Raw genomic sequence first — 24,798 nt, 5'->3', positions numbered from 1 at the left:
ATACTGGTCGGTAGGAATCATTGGCGAACCTTTGGCCAATGATTCGGGCTTATCGCTTTTCCTCTCAAGTTGCTTGCTGATGTGTAGGGTTGCTTATGCGTCCTAAGACGGGAAAGGTGCTTGGGGGAACCGAGTTGTTCAATTTGCTGGATGAACCATGGCTGCCCGCGAGGGTCCTGGACGGTTCCGCGGAGCCAAGCTCTCAGAATCTCGGTGTGCTTGAGGAGATCGGGCTGCGTCGTCTTCTTCTGAAGGCGGATCGATTACAGGACCTCGTGGTCGATCTACCGACTCAGAAGCCCGCAATTTTCCGCCAGTTGTTGCTGCCCATCGTGGTGCACGCTCTCGGCCGGCCGACGGATGCCGCCCAGTGGGCGGAAATGTTCCAGGCCGGTGCCTTCACCCCGGAGCAGAGTCAGAAGCTCACCGACTATCTGGACGATCACCGTCATCTCTTTGACCTGTTCGACGCCGCTGACCCTTTCGGGCAGGTCGCCGGACTCCACACGGCCAAGGGGGAGACGAAGGGATCGGCCCTCCTCGTCGCGACGGCCGCGACCGGGAACAACGTGCCGCTGTTCTCCTCCCGCACGGAGGGAGATCCGCTGGAGCTGACCCCCGCGCAGGCCGCCCGCTGGCTCGTGCACACACACTGCTGGGACACGGCTGCCATCAAGACCGGCGTCGTCGGAGACCCACAGGCGAAAGCAGGGAAGACGACGGGCAACCCGACTGGTCCACTGGGCCAGTTGGGCGTCGTCATGCCGGTGGGTAGCACGGTGTACGAGACCCTTCTGCTGAACATCCCTTTCGGGCAAGCGCCTCTGTCGGACGACCTGCCGCAGTGGCTCCGGCGCGCAAAGGAAGGCAGGGTCGAAGACACCCTGTCGTGTGCCACCCCCGCATGGCAGACACGGCCGGCTCGCGGACTGCTGGATCTGTGGACCTGGCAGTCACGGCGTATCCGACTGATCCCCGAGGAGACCCCGGCCGGGACACGGGTCACCCGAGTCGTCGTGGCAGCCGGCGACCGGCTCACCTCGACGCCCGCCGACGAGCCCCACACCACCTGGATCAGAGACCGCCCCGCATCTCGCGCCAAGAAGACCGGCAAGGCCGGCAAGACCGCGGCGCCGACGGCCGAGCGGCCCCGCAGGCATCAACCGGGGCGGGCAGCCTGGCGTGGACTTGAAGCCCTGCTGGCGGTCGAGAGCGCCACCATGGACTACGAGGCGACCGCCACCCGCGCTGGTTTCCGCTCCAGTGTCCTGCTCAGCTCCCTCAGCGACACGGTCGACCGGATGCCGGAGACGTACCCGCTCCAGGTGGAGCTGACCGGCATCGCCTACGGCAACCAGTCCGCCGTCATCGAAGACGTCTTCTTCGACCGGATCCCGCTGCCGCTGGCCGCACTGGACCCGGACGGCATCATCTACGGCTCGCTCCTGGCTGCTGTGGAGCAGGCAGAGAAGTTGGCCGCGGCCGTCAACAACCTCTCCGGGGATCTTCGGCGGGCCGCAGGCAGCGAACCGATCCCCTGGGACAAGGGACAGCGCCCCGGCGACACCCTGTTGCACGCCCTCGACCCGATTGTGCGGCGCCTGCTGGCCGGGCTGCGCAAGGCAGGAGAGGACTTCGACCAGTCCGAGCGCGGGCTTGAGGCATGGGAGGAGAAAGCCGGACGCGCAACGTGGAAGGTGGCCGAGCAGGTTTTCTCCACCGCCGCGCCCACTCTGTTCACCGGCCGCTCGGTCACCAGGGACGGCAAGGAGTACGTGTACCGGCTCAGTACCGCGGAGCAGAACTTCCGGGACCGTCTCGACGCGGTCCTCACACGCCGCTCGGCACCGCGCAAGGGCCGGTGAACCATGACGCCGCGCGTTCCCGGCACCACTTCACACCTGCTGGCCTTCTGACCGAAGGGGGACCGCTGTGTCCGCCACCCCACAGACCGACACTACCCGTGTCACCACCCCCAACATCCGCCGCTACTGGGCGCAACGCGTGGACAGCGACGGCGCTTGGCACAAGCAGCCGGTGGTCAAGACGCCCATGCGCCCGCCCGGCGAGGACCTGGCGGCACTGCGCTCCGGCCTGGGGCGACCAGCCGGCACCGTACCGGCACTCTGGCGTTTCTACACCAGCCCCGTCGACGGGAAGGTAACGCCAGAACTGGAAGCCGAACACGCGGCCCTGTCGCTCTACGGCCTGCACCAGCAGAGTCAGAGCCGCCCCATGCACAAGCCCGGTATTCACGTGGGGACCGCACTGCGAACGCTGCACCGCAGTGAACGCTTCGGTGAGGAGGCCGTCGACCGCCGAGTCGCCGCGGCGGTTCACACCTCGTCCGTCACCGCTCTGGTCTACCGGTTGCGTGGACTGATCACACAACTCCGTTCCGTGGAACAGCCGCTCGACTACGACCGCCTGCTCCAGGACATCAAGCGCTGGCACTACGCCGAGTCCCGGCAGAGCGTCCGCCGGGACTGGGGCCTCGCCTATCACGCGTGGAGCGCCCGCAGCGACAAGGAATCCCCGGCGAAAGCACGCTGATCGCGCCGCGGCCTTCGGCGAGCGGACACGCTGACACCCGGCTCCGGCGACCGACTTCGGCGCCTATATCGCCTCACCCACAGCGGTCCGCCAGGGCCGCCCGTTTCCCGTACCTACTGACACCGACGCTGACCGAACCGCTGGAGGACCCATGGCGCTGCCCGCGTCCCGCACCTACATCGACGTTCACATCCTGCAGACCGTGCCCCCGGCCAACCTCAACCGGGACGACCAGGGCAACCCCAAGGAGGCGTACTTCGGCGGGGTGCGCCGCTCACGCGTCTCCTCCCAGGCGTGGAAGCGCGCCACCCGGACCCACTTCACCGAGCGCCTTCCCCAGCAGGACCTCGCCACCCGTACCCGGCGGATTGGCGGCGCGCTCGCCAAACGGATCGTCTCCGTAACCGACCTGGAAACCGAGGACGCGACCCGTCTGGCGGGCGCCCTCCTGGAGCCCTTGAAGATCAGCGCCGGCAAGAAGGAGGGCGACACCGCCTATCTGTTCTTCTACGGCCGCCGCCAGCTCGATTCCGTCGCGGGCCTGGTCAAGGACAGGGCCGCCGAACTCATTGCCCTGGACGACGAGGAACTGGCCTCTGAGATCAAGCAGTTGCCTGTCCAGAAGCAGTTCAGCACTGGACACCCCGTGGATGTCGCCCTCTTCGGGCGCATGGTCGCCGACATGCCGGCGCTCAATGTCGACGCGGCCACCCAGGTCGCCCACGCGCTCTCCACCCACGCGGTCGAGCTGGAATTCGACTACTTCACCGCGGTGGACGACGAACAGAAGAAGGGAGAGGAGACCGGTGCCGGAATGATCGGCACCATCGGTTTCAACTCCGCGACCCTCTACCGCTACGCGTCCGTCGGCCTTCACCAGCTCGTGGAGAACCTCACCGACGAGGAAGCCGCTGTGACCGCGGTCGAGGAGTTCATGACCTCCTTCGCACGCTCCATGCCCTCGGGATACGGAAACTCCTTCGCGAACCGAACCCTGCCCAGCCTCGTCGCCGTCACCGTACGGTCCGACCAGCCCGTCAACCTCGTCTCCGCCTTCGAGGAACCGGTCACCGGATCCTCGGGACTCGCGGCGGCCTCCGCGACCGAGTTGGCCCGCGAGCACGCCAGGGCAGTCAAGGCCTGGGGTGACACCCCCGCCTTCACGGCCCTGTGCCACTCCTTTCCCGCCACGGGCGACACCGCCAAAGTGCTGGAGCACACCTTTGGCGAAGCACTCCCCTTTCCTCAGCTCCTCAGCGGCCTGCGCACCCACCTGACCGACACCCTCAAGCAGGCCGCCCGATGATGCCACCCCCCACCTCCACGCCACCGCCGTCCTTGGTATCGCCGCCCGTCCCACTGGACCAGGACCACGCGGTGCTGCTGCTCCGCCTCGCCGGTCCGCTCCAGTCATGGGGTTCACGCAGCGCCTTCAACCGGCGGGAGACCAACCCGGAACCCACCAAGTCCGGTGTGATCGGCCTGCTTGCCGCGGCCTCCGGACTCGCCCGCGAGGACGGTCTCGACGAACTCCTCCCCCTGCGCCTGGGAATCCGTGTCGACCAGCCCGGAACCCTGCTGCGCGATTACCACACCGTCAGTGACTACCGGGGCCGCCCGTTACCCCAGGCCGGTGTGAACGCGAAGGGCATCCAGAAGCCGACCTCCCCCGCCAAGAACACCCATGTGACCATTCGCTACTACCTCCAGGACGCGGTGTTCCTCGCCGCGGTGGCAGGCCCACGCCCTCTGCTCACCACACTCGACCTGGCGGTCCGCGCACCCGCGTTCCCCCTCGCCCTGGGCCGCCGCTCGTGCCCGCCCACCCAGCCGGTCTCCTGCGGTGTGCGTGACGGAAGCATCGAGGACGTGCTGCGGGAGGAGCCCTGGCAGGCGTCCCGACGGGCCCGCGAACAGTACGCCGCCCAGCGGGGGCGCGAGCGCAATCTGGGCCGCTCCCTCTACCCGGCCCGGGTGGACCGCGCCGTCACCGTAGAAGATCCGGACGGGGACGACATCCTCCACGACGCCCCCGTCTCCTTCCACCCGCACGCCCGCACCTTCACCAGCCGACGCGTACGGCACGACTGGCTGAGCATTCCCACCGGCTTTCCAGGAAACCACGACGACCCCAACGGTTCGGACGACGAAGCCGGACACGACCCTTTCGCCCTGCTGGGCTGGTGATGGCCATGACCTATCTCTCCCGTATCCGCGTCAACCCGCTCCGGGCACAGAGCCGTCTACTGCTCGCCAACCCCCGGGCCATGCACGGTGCCGTCATGGGGGGTGTGCCGGGCGCCGCGGGCAGTGAGCGCGTCCTGTGGCGGCTGGACGCCGACAACCCCCACCGCCCCCATCTGTTCGTCCTCACCAGCTCCAAGCCCGACTGGACACACGTGGTCGAGCAGGCCGGCTGGCCCGACGCCGACGGGGAACACGCGGCCGTCCGCGACTACGCTCCCCTCCTCCGGCAGATCGCCGCCGGACGCGAGTTCGCCTTCCGCCTGACGGCCAGCCCCGTACAGAACACCCAGGCACCCCATACCCCCACCCCCGCCCAGGCCGCCCGCCTGGCCGCCCGTACCGACAGCAAGCGCGAACGCGGCTTCCGCCTCGGGCACCGCACCGTCGCCGCCCAACTCGGCTGGTTCCTCGACCGCACCGACCGCTGGGGCTTCGACATCCCGGCCTCCCGCACCGACACCCCGGCCTCCGGCCTCGATTCCCCGGCTCCCGGCCTTGACATCCCGAATCCGGACACCGCGCTCGATGTGCAGGAGGCACCCCGGGCCCGGGACATCAACCCACTCCGCGAAGTCCGTATTACCGACCGTCAGCGCCACTCCTTCACCAAGGGCGGCAATGGCCCCCGCGTCACCTTCCACAGTGCCACTTTCGAGGGACGTCTCCGCATCACCGATCCCACGGCGTTCACTACCCGCCTCCTGGAGGGGATCGGCCCCTCCAAGGCATACGGCTGCGGCCTCCTCACCCTCGCACCCCTCCCCGCACAGAAGGACTGATCCATGGCCGATCCCTGGTGGAAAGCCGATCCGCACGACCTGCACCGCATCGTGGACCGCGTATCCAGCGTCTACGTCGAGCGAAGCCACCTCGACCGCGACGAGAACGCCGTCGTCATCATCAACAAACGCGAAACCGTACGCGTACCGGCCGCCATGATCGCCGTCATGCTCCTCGGCCCCGGCACCCGCGTCACCCACGGAGCCATCCGCCTCCTCGCCGACTCCGGCACCACCGTCTGTTGGGTCGGCGAACAGGGCGTACGCATGTACGCGGCCGGACTTGGCCCCAGCCGCAGCGCCGGCCTCCTCCACCGCCAGGCATGGCTCATCACCCGGCCCAAGGAACGCCTCAACGTCGCCCGCGCCATGTACGGCATGCGTTTCCCCGGCGAAGACGTCTCCAAATCCACCATGCAGCAGCTCCGAGGCCGCGAAGGCGCCCGCTTCCGCAAGCTGTACCAGGAGCACTCCCGCCGCAGCGGTGTGCCCTGGGACGGCCGCGTCTACAAGGCCGGAGATGCCTTCGCCGCAGGCGACGACCTCAACCGCCTGCTGTCCGCGGCCAACGCGGCCCTTTACGGCATCTGCCATGCGGTCATCGTCGGGCTCGGCGCGAGCCCCGGACTCGGCTTCGTGCACACCGGCTCGGCGATCTCCTTCGTTCTCGACATCGCCGACCTCTACAAGGCTGAGTACACTCTTCCCCTCGCCTTCGACCTCGCTGCCCGAGGACTCACCGATGAACGGGATGCCCGTATCGGCCTCCGCAACCAGATCGCCGAAACCAAGCTCCTCGGCCGCATCGTGCACGACGTCAAGGCACTACTGAATCCACCGGGCACGGATTTCGACACCCCGGAAACCAGCGAACTGTGGGACGAACGACTCGGATCGGTCGCAGCAGGAGTCAACTGGGCCGCCGACGCGCCGCACGACTCGTCGGCGGCCTCCCCCTCGGCCGAACCCACCGATCAAGTGAAACCGGATGGACTCGCCTCGCCGGAACTGACCGAGGCTGGCATGGGCGAGCAGCACATCACCATCATCGGACCGGAGTTCGAGGCTCCATCTTCGTCGGAGCCCTCAAAATCACCGGAGGTTCCTAACACTCCAGGCCTCCCGAAACCGCCGGAATCACCGGAATCACCGGAATCACCGGAATCACCGGAACCTCCGGAGCAGACCTCGTGACCGTCATCGTCCTGATCGCCGCTCCCGACGGGCTCCGCGGCCACCTCACCCGTTGGATGGTCGAAGTCAACGCCGGCGTATTCGTCGGCAACCCGAGCCGCCGCATCCGCGACCGCCTCTGGGAACTCCTCGCCACACGCATCGGCGACGGCCAAGCAGTCCTCATCGAACCGGCCTCCAACGAACAGGGCTGGGCCGTCCGGACAGCCGGCCGGGACCGCTGGCGGCCGGTGGACTTCGATGGCCTGATCCTCTCGGCCCGCAACCGCCGGTGACCGTATCGCTGTCCGGGCTGCGGGCGCACAGGCACGCGGGCGTCTTCGTCTTCATACCCGGCGTAGTCTTTCGCTGAGATTTCGTCGGTGCCCAGCCGGTTCTTGTGACCCTGCATGTGCGGGGATTGCCCTGGCCTCATGACTGGGCGTGCCATGTCACATCGGTTCTGGCCCCGCAGCGGCGGGGGTGACTTCCGTAGCAAGCAGTGAAGGCCGTTCGCACCTCTGAGTGCGGACGGCCTTCGTGTTTCCCTCGTCGATCCTTTCTGGGGCGTGTCCGAGTGAAGTCCTCCGTCGTTGAGCATGACGAACGGGGCGATGTGCCCCTGTCATCAGGTCATTCGGTACACGTGGCCTACATGGAAAGGATGACCATGGACCGCAGCTCTGCTCACTCCTTCTTGCAGAACGTCATCAGGATCATGAGGCGGCTCTTCGGCTTGGTCCGCGTCCACCGCCGGACCGTTACCATCCAGATGCTCCGGGGGGCCTGCTACGGCGTTGGAACCAGCGCTGTCAGCATCCTTGCTGTTTGGGCCCAGAGGCACCTCTAACCGGTCCCCCGCCGCCTGATGCCCCTGTCCCTTGACGAAAGAGACAGGAGCCCGCAGGGCGCGGGGCCGACCAGGAGAACGAACGGCGCCTCGGCTGGACCAAGGGAACACCCCCGCGGGCGCGGGGCCGACACGGATTCGGCGGCGGTGTGGGTCAGGGTGACGGGAACACCCCCGCGGGCGCGGGGCCGACGCCGACCTCGACCTGGCCCTCCCCGACACCGACGGAACACCCCCGCGGGCGCGGGGCCGACTTGATCGTTCCGGCGGTGTGGCCCACCCCCGAAGGAACACCCCCGCGGGCGCGGGGCCGACATGAATGATGCGCGCTGCTACGCCGCATAGCGGGGAACACCCCCGCGGGGCCGACCGCTGCTCGGTCTGGAGGACGCCGCCGATCATGGGAACACCCCCGCGGGCGCGGGGCCGACACCCATCGGGAAGGCTGGGCACGCGGGCGCCGAGGAACACCCCCGCGGGCGCGGGGCCGACGTTCAGCCGCTCCTTCGCGGTGGCGAGCATGTCGGAACACCCCCGCGGGCGCGGGGCCGACCCGGCCCAGAGCTTGCCCGCGACCTCGCCGGCCGGAACACCCCCGCGGGCGCGGGGCCGACAGGGTGCGGACGATCACCAGGGACGATGTCGTCCGGAACACCCCCGCGGGCGCGGGGCCGACACCGCGATCGTGCCCTCGGGTGTGAGGAGCATGGGAACACCCCCGCGGGCGCGGGGCCGACGCGCTGCCCTGCTCCGGCGGCGCCTCCTCCGTCGGAACACCCCCGCGGGCGCGGGGCCGACCCGGCGGCGACGTAGTCGAGCAGCTCCCACGCCGGAACACCCCCGCGGGCGCGGGGCCGACGTGGTGGAAGCACACAGCAAGGTCAAGGGTCGCGGAACACCCCCGCGGGCGCGGGGCCGACCAAGTGGACGAACTGAGCGAGGCCCTGCGCGCAGGAACACCCCCGCGGGCGCGGGGCCGACGAAGCAGGATCATCTCAGTCGGTGTCCTCGGAGGGAACACCCCCGCGGGCGCGGGGCCGACCTCGACCGGTTCACCGCGCGAGGCGTCACCGGGGGAACACCCCCGCGGGCGCGGGGCCGACTGGAGGACGGCGGGGTCCCCGGCCCCGGCGTGGGGAACACCCCCGCGGGCGCGGGGCCGACCCCGCCTCGTACGGTCGACACCAAGACGCTGTAGGAACACCCCCGCGGGCGCGGGGCCGACACTTCGACCCGCTGGTCGAGGAGCTGGCAAGCCGGAACACCCCCGCGGGCGCGGGGCCGACCGGCCTGGATCGCGAGCGTCACTCCGTGATCCCGGAACACCCCCGCGGGCGCGGGGCCGACGGTCCTAACGAACGAACACCCCCAGGTCAGACGGGAACACCCCCGCGGGCGCGGGGCCGACGCGGGACCGCGTCGGCCACCGAGGTGAGTACGGGGAACACGCCCGCGGGCGCGGGGCCGACGGGGTGCAAAGCGGCCCTCGAGAAACGGGGCGCGGAACACCCCCGCGGGCGCGGGGCCGACGTGTGGCCGGCTGGCCGGATGAGGCAGACGAGGGGAACACCCCCGCGGGCGCGGGGCCGACGTGTGGCCGGCTGGCCGGATGAGGCAGACGAGGGGAACACCCCCGCGGGCGCGGGGCCGACGTGGGAACGCCGTGGTGGGTGGCGAGATGGTGTGGAACACCCCCGCGGGCGCGGGGCCGACCCTCGACGCGAACGCCGAAGCTACGCAGGGCTGGGAACACCCCCGCGGGCGCGGGGCCGACCCCAACGGGGACGACATGGACGGGAACCCGCACGGAACACCCCCGCGGGCGCGGGGCCGACGGTACAGCCGCTTCTGTTCCTCGTCTGTCGAGAGGAACACCCCCGCGGGCGCGGGGCCGACGAGCCCACGGACCCAGATGACCAGCTCGGCCATCGGAACACCCCCGCGGGCGCGGGGCCGACGAGCCGCGACTCCAGCTCGATGAGCCGCTCGCGGGAACACCCCCGCGGGCGCGGGGCCGACGCCTCCATGCCGCCCGGGGGCGGCGGTAGTCGGGGAACACCCCCGCGGGCGCGGGGCCGACGCCAAGCCGGGCCAGGCCTGCGGCCGCGTGACCGGAACACCCCCGCGGGCGCGGGGCCGACACGACGATCCAGGTGTGCGGGCGGTCCGGGTCGGGAACACCCCCGCGGGCGCGGGGCCGACCCGTGCTCCGGCCGCCACCACCAGGGCGCCGACGGAACACCCCCGCGGGCGCGGGGCCGACGCGCCGGGTGCGGCGCGTGGGTCGACTACGAGAGGAACACCCCCGCGGGCGCGGGGCCGACTGCGACCCCTCGGTCAGCAGGTGGTCCTCGATCGGAACACCCCCGCGGGCGCGGGGCCGACGCCACGTACTGGCTGATCTCGCGGGACGACTCCGGAACACCCCCGCGGGCGCGGGGCCGACTCCCCGTTCACTGTTCTCACGGGGCCCGTACAAGGAACACCCCCGCGGGCGCGGGGCCGACCTCAAGGCAGAGCACGCCGCACTACGCGAGCAGGGAACACCCCCGCGGGCGCGGGGCCGACGGCGGGCGCGGCGGCGGCGGGCCGTCTGGCGAGGGAACACCCCCGCGGGCGCGGGGCCGACCACGCCGGTGCGCAATACGGCGGGCGTGCCCCGCGGAACACCCCCGCGGGCGCGGGGCCGACCAGTGATCACTCGCTGACAGGGCGTAGCCTCGCGGAACACCCCCGCGGGCGCGGGGCCGACCGCTGATAGCCCTCGCGGGCCTCGCGTGCTGCCGGAACACCCCCGCGGGCGCGGGGCCGACGAGCGACCTTTTGTGTGGACCGTGCGAATTTCCGGAACACCCCCGCGGGCGCGGGGCCGACGTTCTGGGCCTGCCCGGGTAGGGACGGGGGCAGGGAACACCCCCGCGGGCGCGGGGCCGACTCCCCTGCTGCGTTCGTCCGCCCGCGAGATCAGGGAACACCCCCGCGGGCGCGGGGCCGACAGCATCACGAGGACAGCGGGCCGTCCGCCGGGTGGAACACCCCCGCGGGCGCGGGGCCGACCTCGGCATCGGCGTTCTTCCTGGCGGTGGCGGCGGAACACCCCCGCGGGCGCGGGGCCGACATGTCCTCCAAGGTGACGTGGATCAGGGCCGGAGGAACACCCCCGCGGGCGCGGGGCCGACTCGTGCCGGGGATCGGCGTGCGGGCCGCCGGGCGGAACACCCCCGCGGGCGCGGGGCCGACGGCGCCCACCGTCACATGGCACGCGTGGCCGCCGGAACACCCCCGCGGGCGCGGGGCCGACACTTGCTGACCTGGTTTTTTATCTGCAGGAGGCCCTGATTTTATTCAGTGGGATCGGCTTGAGAAGTCGATCAAGGCTCCGTTGGCGGACGGTCGGTAGGAGCAATTGGCTCGATCCCTCAGGTTTTAGTGCCAGTGTTTCAAGACCACATCATCACCTTACTGAACCGAGCAGAGTTGGGCTTTGGTCGCCCGGTGGGACGCGGGCTTCTGCGCGGTCGGTGCGGTTGTGTGTAAGCGGGCTTGTCGTGGTGGCGGACTGGAGCGGCGTGCGATCGTAATCGCCTTTGATCGGTGGCTCGGTCTCTTTGCGCAGAGAGAACTATTCACCAGAGGCTCAGCGGCTTGCCCGCCGCCGACGCATTCTCGATGCGTCGGCTGATGTCCGCTTCGTTCTCGCCGGCTGAGTGCCCGGCGCGGATGGCGGCGCCGATCGCGCGGGAGCGGCCGGCGGGGCCTCGGAGGTCGGCGAGGGGACTGCCCGGGTTTCTGCGGCGGGCCAGCCACTCGGCCCGGTTCTCCGCCGCTGTGCCGAGGCGGAGGTGGGTGGGTTGCTGGCAGGAGTGGTTGTCGCAGGTGTGGCAGACCGTTGGGCTGTCGGTGCCCCAGCCGAGGCGGGGGATGACGCCGTGGGCGAGCTGGTAGCCGTACAGGTGGCCCGGTACCGTGCCGCGTCGGGTTCTGCCCGGGCGTGAGGCGGCTCTGAAGGTGGCGTGGCCGGTGCTGGAGATTCCGCCGAGGAAGAACCAGCAGTCCTTGGCTGACGAGGTGCGGTAGACCTTGGCCCAGTAGCGGGCCTGTACGGACTCGTCGGCCAGCCAGGCCGCCCACTCAAACGCCGTTATCCGCACCGGTGTTGGCTTACCGATGAGGGCAAGCTGCTCATCAACGGGGGCGGGTCCGGGCCTGTTCACCGCCGCGAGCGGGAAGAGTCCGGGGCCGAGGTCGGGCTCAGGCGACATCAGCCCGGTTGTCGTCCCGCGTGGAAACCGGGGCCGGGGTTTCCCTGGCCGGGGGAGACGGGGCTGTTGCCTCTGTCCGAGGCTTACGCGGTCGGCTGGAGCGCGGGCGTTCGGCGTGGGCCCGTAGCACTTCGATGATCTTCTTCGCGCGAGCCGCGGTAACAGGCTTCGCCTCGCGTTCGAGTTCCTCCGCCGGCACGTCCAGCAGTTCCGAGACCAGCTCCGCGTCGTTGTCGAACAGCCGCAGAGCTACGGCAGCGGCCTCCCGTGCGGCGATGTCGGCGTCGTCCTTCGCCCGTGCTGCCTTTGTCGCGGTCTCGCGGGTGGTCAACACGTTTGCCGCGGCCATCTCCCGCGTCTTCGCCTGGAGCGCTTCGACGGCGCGGACCCGTCGCCGCAGCTCTGCCGCGCTCACCGATGCTGCCGGAGTCGTGCTCACACCTTGCCCCCAGTTCTGTTCGGAATCACTGCTCATCGCGCGCACCGTAGGCATGGGGCCGCGGACATTTCGAACCGGGCGGAGGGTGCCGGCCGTAAAGACTTCTTGCCTCTGGCGGGTCCTCTCTCGGAGGGGGTGGGGGCTGGTTGGTTGGGTGCGGGCGCGTTGTGGTGCGGGTGGTGGGGGCGGGGTTCCCTCCTCGGCCGGACACCCCAAGGGGCGTACCAGGAACCCGGACACGGCGTCCAGGCCGAGCCGCTACGCGGTCGCTTCGCGAGCCAGGACACCGCGCCCGGAACCCTGGTACGGCGGAGCTGTCCGACCGAGGAGGGAACCCCGCCCGGGCCCGTTGTGGCCGGGCCCGGCCGGGCGGGTGCGGGTCGGTGGCGCGGGAAAACACCAGGTCAGGGCCCGTAGGTGAGTTGACTCGACTCCTTGAACATGGTTTAATTAGTCATATCGGAAGGGGAGGGCAACACCCCGACCGGCAGCGGCGGGCCGACCGGCCGCCGACCACCTCTCTCGCCAGGAGAACGAAACGTGAGCACCATGAAGGCCCCCGCGAAGCTCGAAACCATCCGCGCCCTGCTCGCCAAGGCGGAGGACACCCGCACCCCCGAGGCGGAAGCCGAGCTGGCCCGCAAGCGGGCGTTCGAGATGATGGCCAAGTACGGCGTCGAGCAGGCGATGTTGAGCGACGGGGACCCGTCGAGCGACGCTCCGGGCGACCGGCAGATCGTTCTGGACAATCCGTGGGCCATGGAGCGCGTGCGCCTGATCAACCGGATAGCTCTCGCGCTCGGTTGCCAGCTCATCCACCTCGGGCGCGACGGGGACGGACCGGCCCGCCGCGTGCACATCTTCGGGTACGAATCCGATCTTCAGCGGGTCGAGCTTCTCTACACCTCCCTGCTCCTCCAGATGAACGGTGGCCTTGCCGCCCAGGGCGTGCCCGTGCGCAGCGGCGTGCGCGCGTGGCGCCGGTCCTGGCTTCTCGGCTTCATCAATCGCGTTGGCGACCGGATCGAGGAGGCGGAGCGGGGCGCGCGCGAGCAGGCCCGTACCGAGACCGCCGTCACTGGCCGGAGTGCCGCGCTGGTGTTGGCGGACCGGAAGGCCGTGGTCGAGCGCACGTATCGGCAGGCATACCCGCGAGCCCGGAGCGGAGGCCGGACGACGATGACCGGCAACGGTTACGGGGCCGGTTGGGCCGCCGGGAGCCGCGCGGACATCGGAGGCCGCCGGATCGGGCGCGCCGCGTTCGGAGCCATCTCGTCCTGAACATCCTTCGGTTGGGGGCGGCGGGTCCGCCGCCCCCAACCGCCCCCGCCCCCTCACTCACCAGGAGTACGACCATGCCGTTCCGAACGTCCGCCACCACGCCCGCCCGCATTCTCACGGCCGCCGCCGACCACATCGAACGCGTCGGCCTGTATCAGGGGGACGAGCTCTGGCAGCCCGGCGAGGCCAGTGACGCCGCCCCCTGCACCGTCCTCTACGCGTGGGAGCGGAGCGTGCGAGCCGCCAGGCCGAGCGAGTCCGCAGGTGAGGAAGCGTGGGAGGTCTTCCACGGCACCTTCATGGATTCGCTCGTCGTGCTCAGCGATCACATGAACGAGCGGCCCGTTCAGGGCCGTCGGTGGCGTGAGCTGGGGCTCATGGAGGACTCGTATCGCTGCCTCATGGTGTGGTGCTGGGGGAACGAGCCCGGCCGTACGGCGGGCGAGGCCGTCGCGGTGCTCCGAGCTGCCGCGCACGTCTACCGGAGTGGCGGCGATCGCTGCGGGGGAGGTTGTCCCGGAGATTAAAACATGGTTTAATTAAGCGTGTCGGGCGGGGGAGGGCAACACCCCCGCCCGGCGGAACCTCTCACCAGAAGGAGCACTTACCCATGACCACCGCTACGATCCAGGCCGGCGTTCAGGCCCCCGCCGCCCGGTGGCAGACCGTCCCCGTCGCCGAACTCGCCGCCTACCCCGGCAACATGCGAGACATCGAAATTCCCACTGATCTCCTGGCCGACGTGACGAGCGGTGGAGTGCGGGAGCCGCTCTACGTCGTCCGTACGCACGGCGACGTACCGCAGGTCATCGACGGGTTTACGCGACTGGCCGCCGCCATCGCGGCAGGGCTGGAGACCGTACCCGTTACGCCCCGCCCGGTCATCCGGATCGACGCGCTCACCCCGCACCCGAAGAACGCCCGCGAAGATCTCGACATCGACGCGCCGTTCGTGGGGTCCCTCCGCATCGAGGGGTGCCGGATCCCCGTCAAGATCCAGCGAGTTGACGGCGGAGTCCTCCAGGTCAACGACGGAAACCGTCGCTACCACGCAGCGACGGACGCGGGTCTTACCCACCTGCCGTACGAGTGGGACGACGCCGACCGCGACGCGGCCGGACAGTTCCTCGACATGATCACGACCGCCCAGCACCGCAAGAGCCTGACGCCGTCGGAGATGAACCAGGCGATGTTCAGCGCCGCCGAGGCAGGCGCCCAGGTGGGCCGCATTGCCAAGGCCGCAGGCGTGCGGCAGAAGGACGTCAAGGCGCTGGTGAAGGTCCGGTCCGACGAGAAGTTGAGCGCCGCCGTCACGGTCGCGAGTGGCTACGCGTGGACGTTCGAGCACATGGCCGCTCTCGGTGAGTTTGCGGATGACGCCGAAGCGCTCGCCGCGATCACCGAGGCCGCAGCCGAGGACGACGCGGACGCCGTGGACGTTGACTGGGTCATTGCCGTGGAGCGGACCAAGCGCGACAAGCGGATCAAGGCCGAGGCGCACCGCGCCGAGCTGGAGACGGCCGGACAGAGGATCAGGGACGCCGAGGAGCTGTCCGAGCGGGCGGTGCCCGTGTGGCGGCTGCGCGGCATCAGTATCGAGGAGCACGCCGAGTGCAAGGGGCTGGTGTGGGTGTTCGACGAGCGGCGGGGCGACCGGTACGAGCCGTACTGCTCCGCCCCCGGTCTGTACGGGCACGCGGTGCCCGAGGGTGCCAGCGTCAGCGGCAGTGCGAAGACCAGCGCCGATAAGGAAGCCGAGCGCGCCGCCCGCGCCGCCGTGAAGAAGGGGAACATTGACTGGGATGCGGCGGAGGCCCTGCGCCGGAAGTGGATCACCGACCTGATCAAGCAGCGCAATGTCTCGAAGAGCACCGCCAACGCGCTGGTCGGTTACGTCAACGAGGCGCTTCTCAGCGGCACATGGGGTATCTGCGACGACCTGAACAAGGAGCCGACCACCGAGATCCTGGCCGCCTTCCTGGGGCTGAACACCCAGCAGGCCAAGGACCGGTCGAGCTTTTCCGGATACGTCGCGAAGGACCCGCGCCGGGCCCCGCAGCTCCAGTTCGCGGCCATCGCCGCCGTCCGCGAGAAGTGCGCGAGCCGGTCGGCGTGGCGGACCGACGACCAGCACGCTCCGTGGGCGCGGAAGCCCACCGCCCGTTGGTTCAAGGTGCTGGCGTCCCTGGGGTACCCGCTCACGCCCATTGAGCAGTCCGTCGTGGATGGGGAGCCGTACGACCCGACGAAGAAGAAGGCCCGCGCGGCGATCACGTCCGGGAGCGAGCCGGGGGCCGAGCAGGAGCCCGGCACCGACGAGGAGGCGTGCGCCCCGGAGGCCGAGGTCGACGAACCGGCCAGCGACGACGAAGCCGCCGCCTGACCCCTCAGCCGCCCGATGCCGGGGGCGGAACCTCTCTGCCCCCGGCCGCCTCAGGAGCCTCACAGTGCCCCGTATGTCTCTGTTCGAGAACCACGCCGACGACCACGGTTGCGGATGCGTCCCCGCCCCGGCGGAGCCGGATCCCGCCACCACCGCCGACATCATGCAGGCCCGCGCCATCGCCGCAGGGCTCGCGGAGTTCGGCATCGGGCCCGCCCACTGGTCAGCCGCGTACGACCGCGAAGCCGCCGCCGTCGTACTGCGCGTGGACACCGCGCGCGGACTGTACGCGCTCGCCGTCCCCGCGCCCGGCCAGCCGTTCCCCGTACGTCACCGGGGCGCGCGCATCGGCGCCCTTGACTGCCGCCGTACGTACGGCACCGCCGACAGTTACGTTGCCGCCCTGTTCGCCGCGTACCTCCGGGACCGCGCCGCACTGGAGATTCCGGGCCGCGATGGTTGCCCCAGAACTGAAAACATGGTTTAATTAATCCTGTTGGAGGGGGAGGGCAACACCACCTCCAACACCCACGGGCCCCAGCCGGCCCGACCCCGGCCGTACGCGGAGGGCAACCCGCGCGGCCGGGCGCTCGATACCTCTCTCACCAGTAGGAGCACCCGCAATGAACAGCGCAGCCATGCGTTTTTCGGTCCCCGCCACGGCGGAATCCCGCATCCGGCAGCTCGTCGAGGCGACCAACACCCGCGCCGCCGTCCACCGGCTCACCGCCTACTCGCTGGAGTTCTCCGCGCCGTTCCTGGCTGACTACCGCGACCCGTTCGACGGCCGCCTGATCGGGCAGCGTCCGACCGTCACCGTCACGATCTTCGGGGAGATCCCCTGCCACCGGGGGTGGACCGTCGTGGCCCGACTCGACCACGACGAGGAGGGGGAGGCGATCCTCAGCCTGTTCCCCGGACTGCCGGACCAGGACGCCGAGGCTGTGCGCGGATATCGCGCGATCGAGAACTTCTGCCACGGCTGCAAGGTCGCCCGTCACCGTACGGCCACCTACCTCGCTCGCCACGAGAACGGCGAGTTCCGGCAGTTGGGCACGACATGCGTGGAGCCGTACACCGGACTGCCGATCAAGGGGCTTGAGGCTCTGTGGAGGTTCGGGACCCTGAAGGACTCCGATGGGGACGGCGACGACGAGGGCGGGGTCCCGGGCGATCTTCGGTTGCCGGTGGACGAGGTACTCCGGGTGACCGCCGCGATCGTCGCCCAGGAGGGCCGTTTCTACGGCCGGTCCGAGGAGTGGAAGAACACCTTGCCGACCGCCTCTCTGGTCGAGTCGTACTTCTTCGACCGCAAGGCCCCCGAGGAGTGGCGCGCGACCGTCGACGCCGACACCGAGGCGCCACGGACCGCCGCCGCCGTACGGGAATGGGCGGTCCAGGGGTACGGCAGTCTGTCCGACTACCGCCACAAGGTAGGGCAGTTGGCGAAGCCCGGGACGGTCGACCCGCGCCACCTGCCGACCCTGGTGTCCGCCATCGCGGGTTGGCACCGCGACCAGGAGTGGGCCTCCAACGAGCAGGCCGCCCGGAATTCCACGCCCCAGGGCACGGCAGGCGAGCGCCTCACCGTCGCCGCCACCGTCACGACTGTGATCGAGCTGGAGGAGCGGACGTACGGCTATCACGCCCAGCGCCGCCGACTGGTCAAGTTCCAGGACGCGCAGGGCAACGTGTACGTCTGGTTCAGCAGCGCCGCCGCCGTCCCCGGCAAGGGCGACGAGGTCGAGTTGACCGGGACGGTCAAGGAACACAGCACCTACGGCGAGACCGCGCAGACCGTACTGACCCGGTGCCGAGTCGCTGAGCGCCAGCCCGCCGCAGCGTGACGCCCAGCGCGCCCCGCACGTCCCGCGCGCGCCGTCAGTCCGTTCGAATGCCTCACGAAGAAAGCCCAGCAGCCATGAACCTTTTCAAGACGATCGCCCGAACTCTGGCCGACTGGATCGCAGGCCCCACGCACGCGTCCTATACGTGCCGATGCGGCCTTACGGCCGAGATAACCGGGCCGCCGGAGTACGTGGAAAAGCGGCTCGTTCAGATCATCAACCACCGCTGCCCGGCCGAACGTCCCACGGCGAAGGGCCACCCGCAGGACTGAATGCGCCAGAGGTGAGAACGCACTTCATCGGTGGCGCGCCCGCGCGGCGCGCCACCGGAACCAACTGCCGGAAGGGGGAGGGTCCCCGACCTGCACCGTGGGGCCAGCCGGCCCCGGATCCCGATCTCTCATCAGGAGGACCACGACATGCCCCGCAAGCCGAAGATGACCGAAGAAGAGCGACGCGCCTACAGCGCCAGGATGCGCGGCGAACTCGAAGCGGTCATGGACCGCGCGTACGGCGCGATGGTCGGCAGTGAGGAGTTCTGGACCACGGTCATGCGCACGGCCGCGATCCTGGCCGACCGCAGCCCCGTCAACTCCATCGCCATCGCCGCCCAGTGCCCCCACGCCACCCGCGTACTCAGCACCGGAGACTGGCGGAAGGCCGGGCGCTTCCCGGTCAAGGGGTCCACATCCATCCGTATATGGACGCCGATCAAGCGGCGCGTCGAAGGCGCCCACGGTGCCACGGCCGGAGCCGCCGACGGCGGGCAGCGGGAGGCCGTCAACGACACCGCCGCCGAGGGTGAGGGTGAGGGGCGGAAGGTATCCGGCTTCAAGGCCGGGCCCGTGTTCGACATCAGTCAGACCGACGGCGACGCGTACGAGCCGCCCACCGCCGCCCCGCTCGCCGCCGAGGTCATCCGGGATGTTCTGGTGAGCCAGTACCGCGACCGGTACGACGAGGACCCCGAGCGGGCCGGAGGGTTCGACTTCACCCAGGAGGCCCCCGACAACGCCGTCCGCATCCTGCTCTACGGCCACGCGCGGCGACGCATCAACGAGGCCGCCGCCCCTCTCCCCGGGCAGCACGCCGCCGAAGTCGCGTCAGCCGCCCACGTTGCCGCGCTCATTCTCGGAGTCGCCCCCGGACCGGCCATCATGCCCCCGCTCGCGGGCATCATCACCGAGGACAAGAAGCCCCCGGTTCACGAGTCCGCCGTCCGGGCCATCGAGACCGGCCGCGCCATCGCCCACGCCGTCACCACGGCCGCCGAGCGCCGTCGTGAACCTGCCCCAGTTGGTTGATCCCAGCCACAAAACATGGTTTAATTAATGATGTCGGGAAGGGGAGGGCAACACCCCTTCCCGACATCCCCGCCGGGGCCGACCGGATCCGGCGGAACCTCTCACCACGAAGGACGTCACATGACCACCGTCACGGACTACCCCACCGGATCGCTCGTCATCGCAGGCCCCTGGCGCGAGGCCCGGCAGCTCCGCAGCAGCCCCGGCGTCGTTGTCGGCCCGTGGGGAGACAACCTTCTCGTCTGGTTCTGGACGCTGGGAGCCCCCGCAGCCGGTCGTACGGTGCAGGCGATGTTCGCCCGCGAGCTGACGCCGCTGGACGACACCTTGACCACGATGCACCCCGACGCGTTCGGGGACATCGAGCGCGGGTTCCCCGATGGATGGTCCGTGATCGGGGCGGACGGCGAGGCACTGCGCGCGGAGATCGGCCGGGCAGCCTGGGAGCGCGCCGCCGAGCAGGCCATCAGCCTTACCCGTCGCGTACTGGCCCACAGCTGAGCGACGGCCCACCGGTCCGGGGGAGGGCAGCACCCCCGGACCGGCAGGCCCCCAGCATGCCGAGCGGGCACCCGTCGCCGCGAAGGACGCGCCCCGCGGGGGCGCGGCAGCCCCTGCCGTCGCGCAGGGCGCGACGGCCCGCGAGCCGATCGTCCCTCACGGCCCGCGCCCGTGGTGCGGACCGCTTCCAACGCAAGGTCCGCCCCTCGGCCGGACCACAAACTCTCACCGGGAAAGACCAGTTCAGTGACTATCGAGATCACCCACACCCGCCGTGAAGGCACCCTGATCGAGGGCACCAGCCGGGGTGACGGATCGGCCGAGATCCTGCGGCTCCGCGAGTACGGCAGGACCCAGCGCCAGCCCTTCCGCTGGAGCAGGAACCTTGACTGCTGGTACCTCCCGCACAGCCGCGACCACGCCACCCACACCCCCTCGCTCGAACTCCTCGCACAGCGCCTCCGAGCCGCGGGCTTCGAGACCACACTGACCATCGACAACGCCGACCGCCGTACGTTCACCGAGGCCGAGCAGAACCGGGAAGAGAAGGCCGAAAGCCGGGCGGAGAGGTTCAGCGGATACGCCGACAACGCCGCCCGGAACTCCGAGGCTGCTTGGAAGTCGAGCCACGAGATATCCGAGCGGTTCGCCGGTGGTCAGCCGATCCTCCTTGGTCACCACTCCGAGGGCCGCGCCCGCCGCGATCACGCGCGGATGGACAACGCGATGCGCAAGAGCATCAGCGAGCACGACCGCGCCCAGCACTGGGCCGGCCGGGAGCAGGCCGCCGCCAACTACGAGCGGTTCCGCAAGGACCCCGGCCGAACCCTCCGCCGCCTCCGCAAGCTGCGGGCCGACTTCCGAGCGGTCGAGAAATGGCAGCGCGGCGAGTCCGCCAAGGGGTACTCCCGCAACCCCGACGACCCGGAACTGACAATCTGGCACCAGGAGTTGACCGAAGAGATCGAGCACTGGCAGCAGATCATCAAGGACGCCGAGACCCAGGGCTTCAAAGTCTGGTCGAAGGCCGACTTCCAGCGCGGTGACTTCGTACTCCACCGAGGCACCTGGTACGAGGTCCTGCGCGTCAACCCGAAGTCGGTGACCATCCCGCACATCCACAACGGCATTGGTCAGGCCGTCGTCCGGGCGGAGGACAACCGGCTCGACTGGACGTGGACGGTCCCGTACGACGGCGTCACCGGGCGGATGAGCGCCGAGGGGATGGGCGAGAAGCCGCCGGCCGCCACCGAGTAGCGCCTCTTGCTCGCGCTCGGCAACGAGAACCGCCTTCAGCTGACCGGAGGTGGAGCCGAGGTCTATCGCCAGTCCGCGGAGCGCCGGACGGCCATGCGAAAGCAGGCCCACGACGGAACCACCGATGACGAGTACCTGATCACCCTCAAGGTGCTGCAACAGATGATCCGGCTCGCCGAGCTACTGGTCGCCGGTACCCACGCCGACGCCGACTACGTCGAGGCAGAAGTCCACGCCCCGTACCGGGCCGTATCCCCATTCCGCACGGTCACTGCCGACGAGTACCGCGCAATTGGACGCTCCTGCACAGAAAACGAACAGTGGCGCGCCGTGTACGAGACGATTGCCCCGGGCCTGTCCACGTACCAGCGGGACGCCATCGAGGCCTACGCCACGACACGGCTGAGCTGAGCCGAGCCGGACAGGGTCGCCGCTACGGGAACGGAACCCCCGTGGCGGCGCGGGGACCCTCGCCTACGCTGGCCGTCTCATCCGATGCGTCGCGACGAGGACCAGCCCATGCGCAGCAGCACCAGGATCCGTCTGATCGAGCCCACCGACGCCGCCCCGATCGCCGCGCACCGGGCACGGGACGTCGAGGCATTCCGGCCGTGGGAACCGGCTCAGCCGGCCGACTTCTTCACCCCGGAGGGCCAGGCGGAACGGATCGACAGCCTGCTGGCCGGATACCGGGCCGGCACGCTCTGGCCGGGCGTGGTGCTCGCCGACGACCAGGTGATCGGACAGGTCACCGTCGGAGGAATCCTGCCGCAACCCCACCTGCGCCGCGGCTCCGTCGGATACTGGATCGCCACCGTCGCCCAGAACCAAGGGCACGCCGGCCGAGCCGTCGGGCTCGTACTGCGGGTGATGACGGACGAACTCGGGCTGCACCGCGCCGAGGCGTCCACCAACCTGGAGAATCTGCCGTCGCAGCGGGTCCTGCGCCGCAACGGGTTCAGCCCGTACGGCGTCGCGCACTCCTCGATCTTTCTCGACGGGAGCTGGCGGGACGGGCTCCTGTGGGAACGGATACTCGGCGACTAGAGACGGTTACTGCCCTTCCGCACGAGGTGGCGGTGACCTTGCCTGAATCAACCGTGCGGCCGAGGCGGCGGGGACCGCCACCCTCGGCAAAGGTGGTTTAATTCTATCGTCGTCACCGGAGCGGGCAACCTCCGAACGGCACGGCAGTACGTACGGACCCGCAGACAAGACGACGGCCAGCGCACAAGGGCAACAAGGCGCTGGCCGTCAGTGTCTCTCTCACCAGAAAGACCCCACCATGCTATGCGACCACCATCCCGACGCTCCCCAGCCGGCCGACCTCGCCCGGCTCAGGCCCGGTAACAGCATCGGCGCCGGCTCCGGTGACACCTTCGTGATCGTCGAGGACTTCCCGCCGAGCGGACCGAGCAGCGAGCACGTCGTGCTCAACCGACCCGACGGTCGTCGTGGCCACGAGGACTGGGCCGCCGCCGTCACCGTGGACGAGATCGCCACCCTCACCCGTATCGAACCGGACGGCAGCCGCACATGGTCGCCCACTCCGGATTCCGAGGCCGGCGTATGACTTCGCCGGCCTCGGGCCACGCTCCGAACAAGAACAGGAGACTCTCTGTGCAGCGTGACAACGGCCGTACGCTCTACTCCCGCGCCGACCTTCGCAAGGTCCACCACCTCAGCGAGCCCACCCTCCAGAACCTCTGGACGGACCGCGAGAACAACGCTCACCCACCGGTCGCCGAGACCATCGACGGCGTCATGCACTGGGACGGCGACGTCTGGGCGAAGTGGCACCACGAACTCCAACGTGAACGTGCCGCAGCCGCCACCACCCACGCCCCGAACCTCACCGGCGACCCCGACGAGGAAGTCGGCCCCGCCGAAGCCGCCCGCGTCTGCGGCTTCGCCGACTCCGCCACCGTCTCCCACTACATCAAGAGCCCGCCCGAGGGCTGGCCCGAACCCGACAGCTACGACCAACTCCCCAGCGGTCGGCAACGCCCGAAGTGGAAGCGCTGGAAGCTCTGGAAGTACGTAGCCGAACGCAAGGGCCGCGGCCACGCCGGCGGACGCCCCAAGGGTCGCCCCCGAGGGCAGACCTACCCGTACCAGGGAGACGAACGGCTCACCCTCGCCCGACAGGCCCTCGCGGCGAACCCCGGTGCGAAGAACTCCGAGCTGATCCCACAGCTCCAGCAGACGACCGAGAAGACCTACTCCCGCCCGACCTGGAACCTGATCCTCAACTCCGCCCGTGAGCACCCGGAGGAGTAGTCGCACCCGATCCCCGCGCTGCGGTGGCCCACTTGTGAACGTTCGCGCTCCCCGGCCTACGGCTGGCGAAAAGCACGCCACCGTCCCTCCGGGCCGACCGCGCTCGTTCTACGCGGTGGATGTGGTCGTGGGCCGCTGAACCTCCAGGACAACCGCGGTACCTGCCACGGATCGGTCCTCGTACATGGTGATTACTTGGCCGGGCTGAAGGTGCTGCCAATGCGAGGGGTCAAGAGGAGCCAGCCGTACCGGGGCACGCCCACCGGGCTCTAGGAAGTGCGTGAACTCCACCCAGAGCCGGGCGATGTTGAGGGTTGGTTCGCCGGTAGGGGTGCGGTTTCCGATGTTCCACATCGGTCGCAGGACGCCGACGCCGGAGATAGGTGTCTGTCGTCGCGCTTCGGCGGCCAGGCGGAGGGTGAGGTCGGCTCGGATGATGCCGTTGCGGGTCTCGTAGCAGCGCCAGTGGCACCAGGCCGCGCTCTTGTCCAGCCGCATCTGTTCGGCTGCGGAAGCCAGGGCTTCCCAGAAGCTGAGCGGAAGCGGTTGGACGTTACCGAGTTCTTCCAGCAGCCCGAGGGCCACTTCCCATTCGTCGTGGGTGAGGTACTCCCAGACGTCGTCCACCGTGATGTCGTTCTCGGTGGCGTTCTCCTCAGGAACCAGCAGAGAAGCGGCTTCCAGCAGCTTGGGCACGTCCATGCCCTGATTCTGAACCACGGTTTTCCGCCGACGGCAGGAGCTGCTCGATGACCTCATCGAGCCCATCGAGCAGGTCGTGACACTCGGCAGGCTGTATCAGGCTTCGATGCGAAGCCAGGTGTCGCCGGCGCGAAGCCACAGAAAGCCGTCGCGTCCTTGACCGCAGTGCATGACAACCCGTCCGGGCACCCGGATTTTGCGTCGCTCAGTCACGCTCCAGGTATCGCCGACCAGTTCGGCTCGGACCACTTCGGTTGCCCGCCGGTTGTGAACGCGCTCGGTCAGGACCGCTCGATGGCCGCGTACGGCGAATCCGTCCGGATGAGGTACGGGGCTGAGCCAGCTGGTCACCTCACCTGTGGAGGGGGTGATCCGCGTCAGGAACGTGTCGCCGAGCCGACCGCCGGAGTACCAGATCAGCCACACCCGATCGCCCTCGGTGGCGGTGGTGTGGCCCCCCAAGGGCACGTCGGGAAGGCGGTCTTCCGGCGCCCAGATCGCTTGCCCATCGGCGCTCCAGCCGGCGAGCCCGGCTCCCGACTCGGGATGCCCTCCGTAGATGCCCTCATCTCCATAAGCTGTCCAGATTGATCCGACGTGATCGGTCACCAGAGCAGGGATGTCGTCGCCGATGCAGAAGGTGCCCTCCTGCTCGCCGCTCTTCAGCGAGAGCACCACGGCGTTCGGCTTCCACGAGCCGGTGTCCTCCTTGCGCGTGCGACTACCTGCGATGAGGAGTCGGGAGCTCGGGAGAAGGGCGATGTGACTGGGCCAGACCTTTATGTCCTCGATCGGCCGACGCTGAACTGATCCGTCGGCCTGGCGAATCACCAGTACCCCGTCGAACGGCACCTTTGGGTGCCATCCCACCCAGCCCTTGATGTAGGGGGTTTGGCGTAGGTACGTGCGATGGACAAGCAGAACAGCAAGTTCTCCTGCC

Annotated in this window: 23 protein-coding genes, 1 pseudogene and 1 CRISPR repeat array; of the genes and pseudogenes, 20 read left to right on the top strand and 4 right to left on the bottom strand. The window is 69.7% G+C overall.

Annotated features, from left to right (window positions below; all coding sequences use genetic code 11):
- Positions 1 to 95 precede the first annotated feature (95 nt).
- From casA to cas2e, 7 genes and pseudogenes are all read left to right on the top strand, one after another.
- Positions 96 to 1,865 (top strand): type I-E CRISPR-associated protein Cse1/CasA, encoded by a 1,770-nt coding sequence (casA, locus tag AB0389_RS19385; protein ID WP_366396637.1) that lies wholly within the window; start codon positions 96 to 98, stop codon positions 1,863 to 1,865.
- A 67-nt stretch (positions 1,866 to 1,932) separates the two neighbouring features.
- The gene (casB, locus tag AB0389_RS19380; protein ID WP_366396636.1) at positions 1,933 to 2,553 is read left to right on the top strand and encodes a type I-E CRISPR-associated protein Cse2/CasB; all 621 of its coding nucleotides are present in this window, start codon (positions 1,933 to 1,935) and stop codon (positions 2,551 to 2,553) included.
- Positions 2,554 to 2,704: 151 nt separating this feature from the next.
- On the top strand, positions 2,705 to 3,859 hold the full coding sequence (cas7e, locus tag AB0389_RS19375) for a type I-E CRISPR-associated protein Cas7/Cse4/CasC (RefSeq protein ID WP_366396635.1): 1,155 nt from the start codon (positions 2,705 to 2,707) through the stop codon (positions 3,857 to 3,859).
- Positions 3,856 to 4,740 (top strand): type I-E CRISPR-associated protein Cas5/CasD, encoded by an 885-nt coding sequence (gene cas5e / locus AB0389_RS19370; protein ID WP_366396634.1) that lies wholly within the window; start codon positions 3,856 to 3,858, stop codon positions 4,738 to 4,740. Before cas7e ends, cas5e begins: the two co-directional genes overlap by 4 nt.
- 5 nt (positions 4,741 to 4,745) lie before the next feature.
- Entirely contained in the window at positions 4,746 to 5,579 is an 834-nt protein-coding gene (gene cas6e / locus AB0389_RS19365) for a type I-E CRISPR-associated protein Cas6/Cse3/CasE (RefSeq protein WP_366396633.1), read from the top strand.
- A 3-nt stretch (positions 5,580 to 5,582) separates the two neighbouring features.
- Positions 5,583 to 6,497 (top strand): annotated as a pseudogene (gene cas1e / locus AB0389_RS19360) (type I-E CRISPR-associated endonuclease Cas1e); the annotation flags it as partial.
- Between the two features lie 272 nt (positions 6,498 to 6,769).
- Positions 6,770 to 7,048 carry a type I-E CRISPR-associated endoribonuclease Cas2e gene (gene cas2e / locus AB0389_RS19355; RefSeq protein ID WP_366396632.1) on the top strand — a complete coding sequence of 93 codons (279 nt, stop codon included), beginning with the start codon at positions 6,770 to 6,772 and terminating at the stop codon, positions 7,046 to 7,048.
- A 597-nt stretch (positions 7,049 to 7,645) separates the two neighbouring features.
- Positions 7,646 to 10,903: direct repeats of the CRISPR family, unit length 28 nt; unit sequence GGAACACCCCCGCGGGCGCGGGGCCGAC.
- A 325-nt stretch (positions 10,904 to 11,228) separates the two neighbouring features.
- Here the strand turns inward: cas2e and AB0389_RS19350 are convergent.
- On the bottom strand, positions 11,229 to 11,864 hold the full coding sequence (locus AB0389_RS19350; RefSeq protein ID WP_366396631.1) for a hypothetical protein: 636 nt from the start codon (positions 11,862 to 11,864) through the stop codon (positions 11,229 to 11,231).
- Positions 11,854 to 12,339, bottom strand: coding sequence for a hypothetical protein (locus AB0389_RS19345; protein ID WP_366396630.1), 486 nt, complete (start codon positions 12,337 to 12,339; stop codon positions 11,854 to 11,856). Before AB0389_RS19345 ends, AB0389_RS19350 begins: the two co-directional genes overlap by 11 nt.
- 513 nt (positions 12,340 to 12,852) lie before the next feature.
- Between AB0389_RS19345 and AB0389_RS19340 the strand changes: the two genes are divergently transcribed.
- From AB0389_RS19340 to AB0389_RS19280, 13 genes are all read left to right on the top strand, one after another.
- The gene (locus AB0389_RS19340) at positions 12,853 to 13,584 is read left to right on the top strand and encodes a DUF2786 domain-containing protein (protein ID WP_366396666.1); all 732 of its coding nucleotides are present in this window, start codon (positions 12,853 to 12,855) and stop codon (positions 13,582 to 13,584) included.
- 74 nt (positions 13,585 to 13,658) lie between these two features.
- On the top strand, positions 13,659 to 14,111 hold the full coding sequence (locus AB0389_RS19335) for a DUF6197 family protein (RefSeq protein ID WP_366396629.1): 453 nt from the start codon (positions 13,659 to 13,661) through the stop codon (positions 14,109 to 14,111).
- Between the two features lie 83 nt (positions 14,112 to 14,194).
- Positions 14,195 to 15,967 carry a ParB N-terminal domain-containing protein gene (locus tag AB0389_RS19330; RefSeq protein ID WP_366396628.1) on the top strand — a complete coding sequence of 591 codons (1,773 nt, stop codon included), beginning with the start codon at positions 14,195 to 14,197 and terminating at the stop codon, positions 15,965 to 15,967.
- Positions 15,968 to 16,040: 73 nt separating this feature from the next.
- Entirely contained in the window at positions 16,041 to 16,454 is a 414-nt protein-coding gene (locus AB0389_RS19325) for a hypothetical protein (protein WP_366396627.1), read from the top strand.
- Between the two features lie 136 nt (positions 16,455 to 16,590).
- The gene (locus tag AB0389_RS19320) at positions 16,591 to 17,814 is read left to right on the top strand and encodes a hypothetical protein (RefSeq protein WP_366396626.1); all 1,224 of its coding nucleotides are present in this window, start codon (positions 16,591 to 16,593) and stop codon (positions 17,812 to 17,814) included.
- Between the two features lie 74 nt (positions 17,815 to 17,888).
- Entirely contained in the window at positions 17,889 to 18,086 is a 198-nt protein-coding gene (locus AB0389_RS19315; protein ID WP_366396625.1) for a hypothetical protein, read from the top strand.
- 147 nt (positions 18,087 to 18,233) lie between these two features.
- Positions 18,234 to 19,118, top strand: a complete 885-nt coding sequence (locus tag AB0389_RS19310; protein WP_366396624.1) for a hypothetical protein — start codon at positions 18,234 to 18,236, stop codon at positions 19,116 to 19,118.
- A 120-nt stretch (positions 19,119 to 19,238) separates the two neighbouring features.
- Positions 19,239 to 19,619, top strand: a complete 381-nt coding sequence (locus AB0389_RS19305; protein ID WP_366396623.1) for a DUF6409 family protein — start codon at positions 19,239 to 19,241, stop codon at positions 19,617 to 19,619.
- Between the two features lie 246 nt (positions 19,620 to 19,865).
- Positions 19,866 to 20,876, top strand: coding sequence for a DUF3560 domain-containing protein (locus AB0389_RS19300; RefSeq protein ID WP_366396622.1), 1,011 nt, complete (start codon positions 19,866 to 19,868; stop codon positions 20,874 to 20,876).
- 93 nt (positions 20,877 to 20,969) lie between these two features.
- Positions 20,970 to 21,287 (top strand): TipAS antibiotic-recognition domain-containing protein, encoded by a 318-nt coding sequence (locus AB0389_RS19295; protein ID WP_366396665.1) that lies wholly within the window; start codon positions 20,970 to 20,972, stop codon positions 21,285 to 21,287.
- A gap of 108 nt (positions 21,288 to 21,395) precedes the next feature.
- Positions 21,396 to 21,923, top strand: coding sequence for a GNAT family protein (locus AB0389_RS19290; protein WP_366396621.1), 528 nt, complete (start codon positions 21,396 to 21,398; stop codon positions 21,921 to 21,923).
- 238 nt (positions 21,924 to 22,161) lie between these two features.
- Complete coding sequence (locus tag AB0389_RS19285; RefSeq protein ID WP_366396620.1) at positions 22,162 to 22,449, top strand: DUF6211 family protein; 288 nt, start codon at positions 22,162 to 22,164, stop codon at positions 22,447 to 22,449.
- Positions 22,450 to 22,496: 47 nt separating this feature from the next.
- The gene (locus tag AB0389_RS19280) at positions 22,497 to 23,156 is read left to right on the top strand and encodes a hypothetical protein (RefSeq protein ID WP_366396619.1); all 660 of its coding nucleotides are present in this window, start codon (positions 22,497 to 22,499) and stop codon (positions 23,154 to 23,156) included.
- A gap of 108 nt (positions 23,157 to 23,264) precedes the next feature.
- Here the strand turns inward: AB0389_RS19280 and AB0389_RS19275 are convergent, their stop codons facing one another.
- On the bottom strand, positions 23,265 to 23,858 hold the full coding sequence (locus AB0389_RS19275; protein WP_366396618.1) for a hypothetical protein: 594 nt from the start codon (positions 23,856 to 23,858) through the stop codon (positions 23,265 to 23,267).
- Between the two features lie 96 nt (positions 23,859 to 23,954).
- Entirely contained in the window at positions 23,955 to 24,710 is a 756-nt protein-coding gene (locus tag AB0389_RS19270; RefSeq protein ID WP_366396617.1) for a hypothetical protein, read from the bottom strand.
- Positions 24,711 to 24,798: the final 88 nt, after the last annotated feature.

It is taken from the genome of Streptomyces sp. NPDC093109 (assembly GCF_040701725.1).
GTDB lineage: Bacteria > Actinomycetota > Actinomycetes > Streptomycetales > Streptomycetaceae > Streptomyces.
This window is presented reverse-complemented; position numbering and strand designations above follow the sequence as displayed.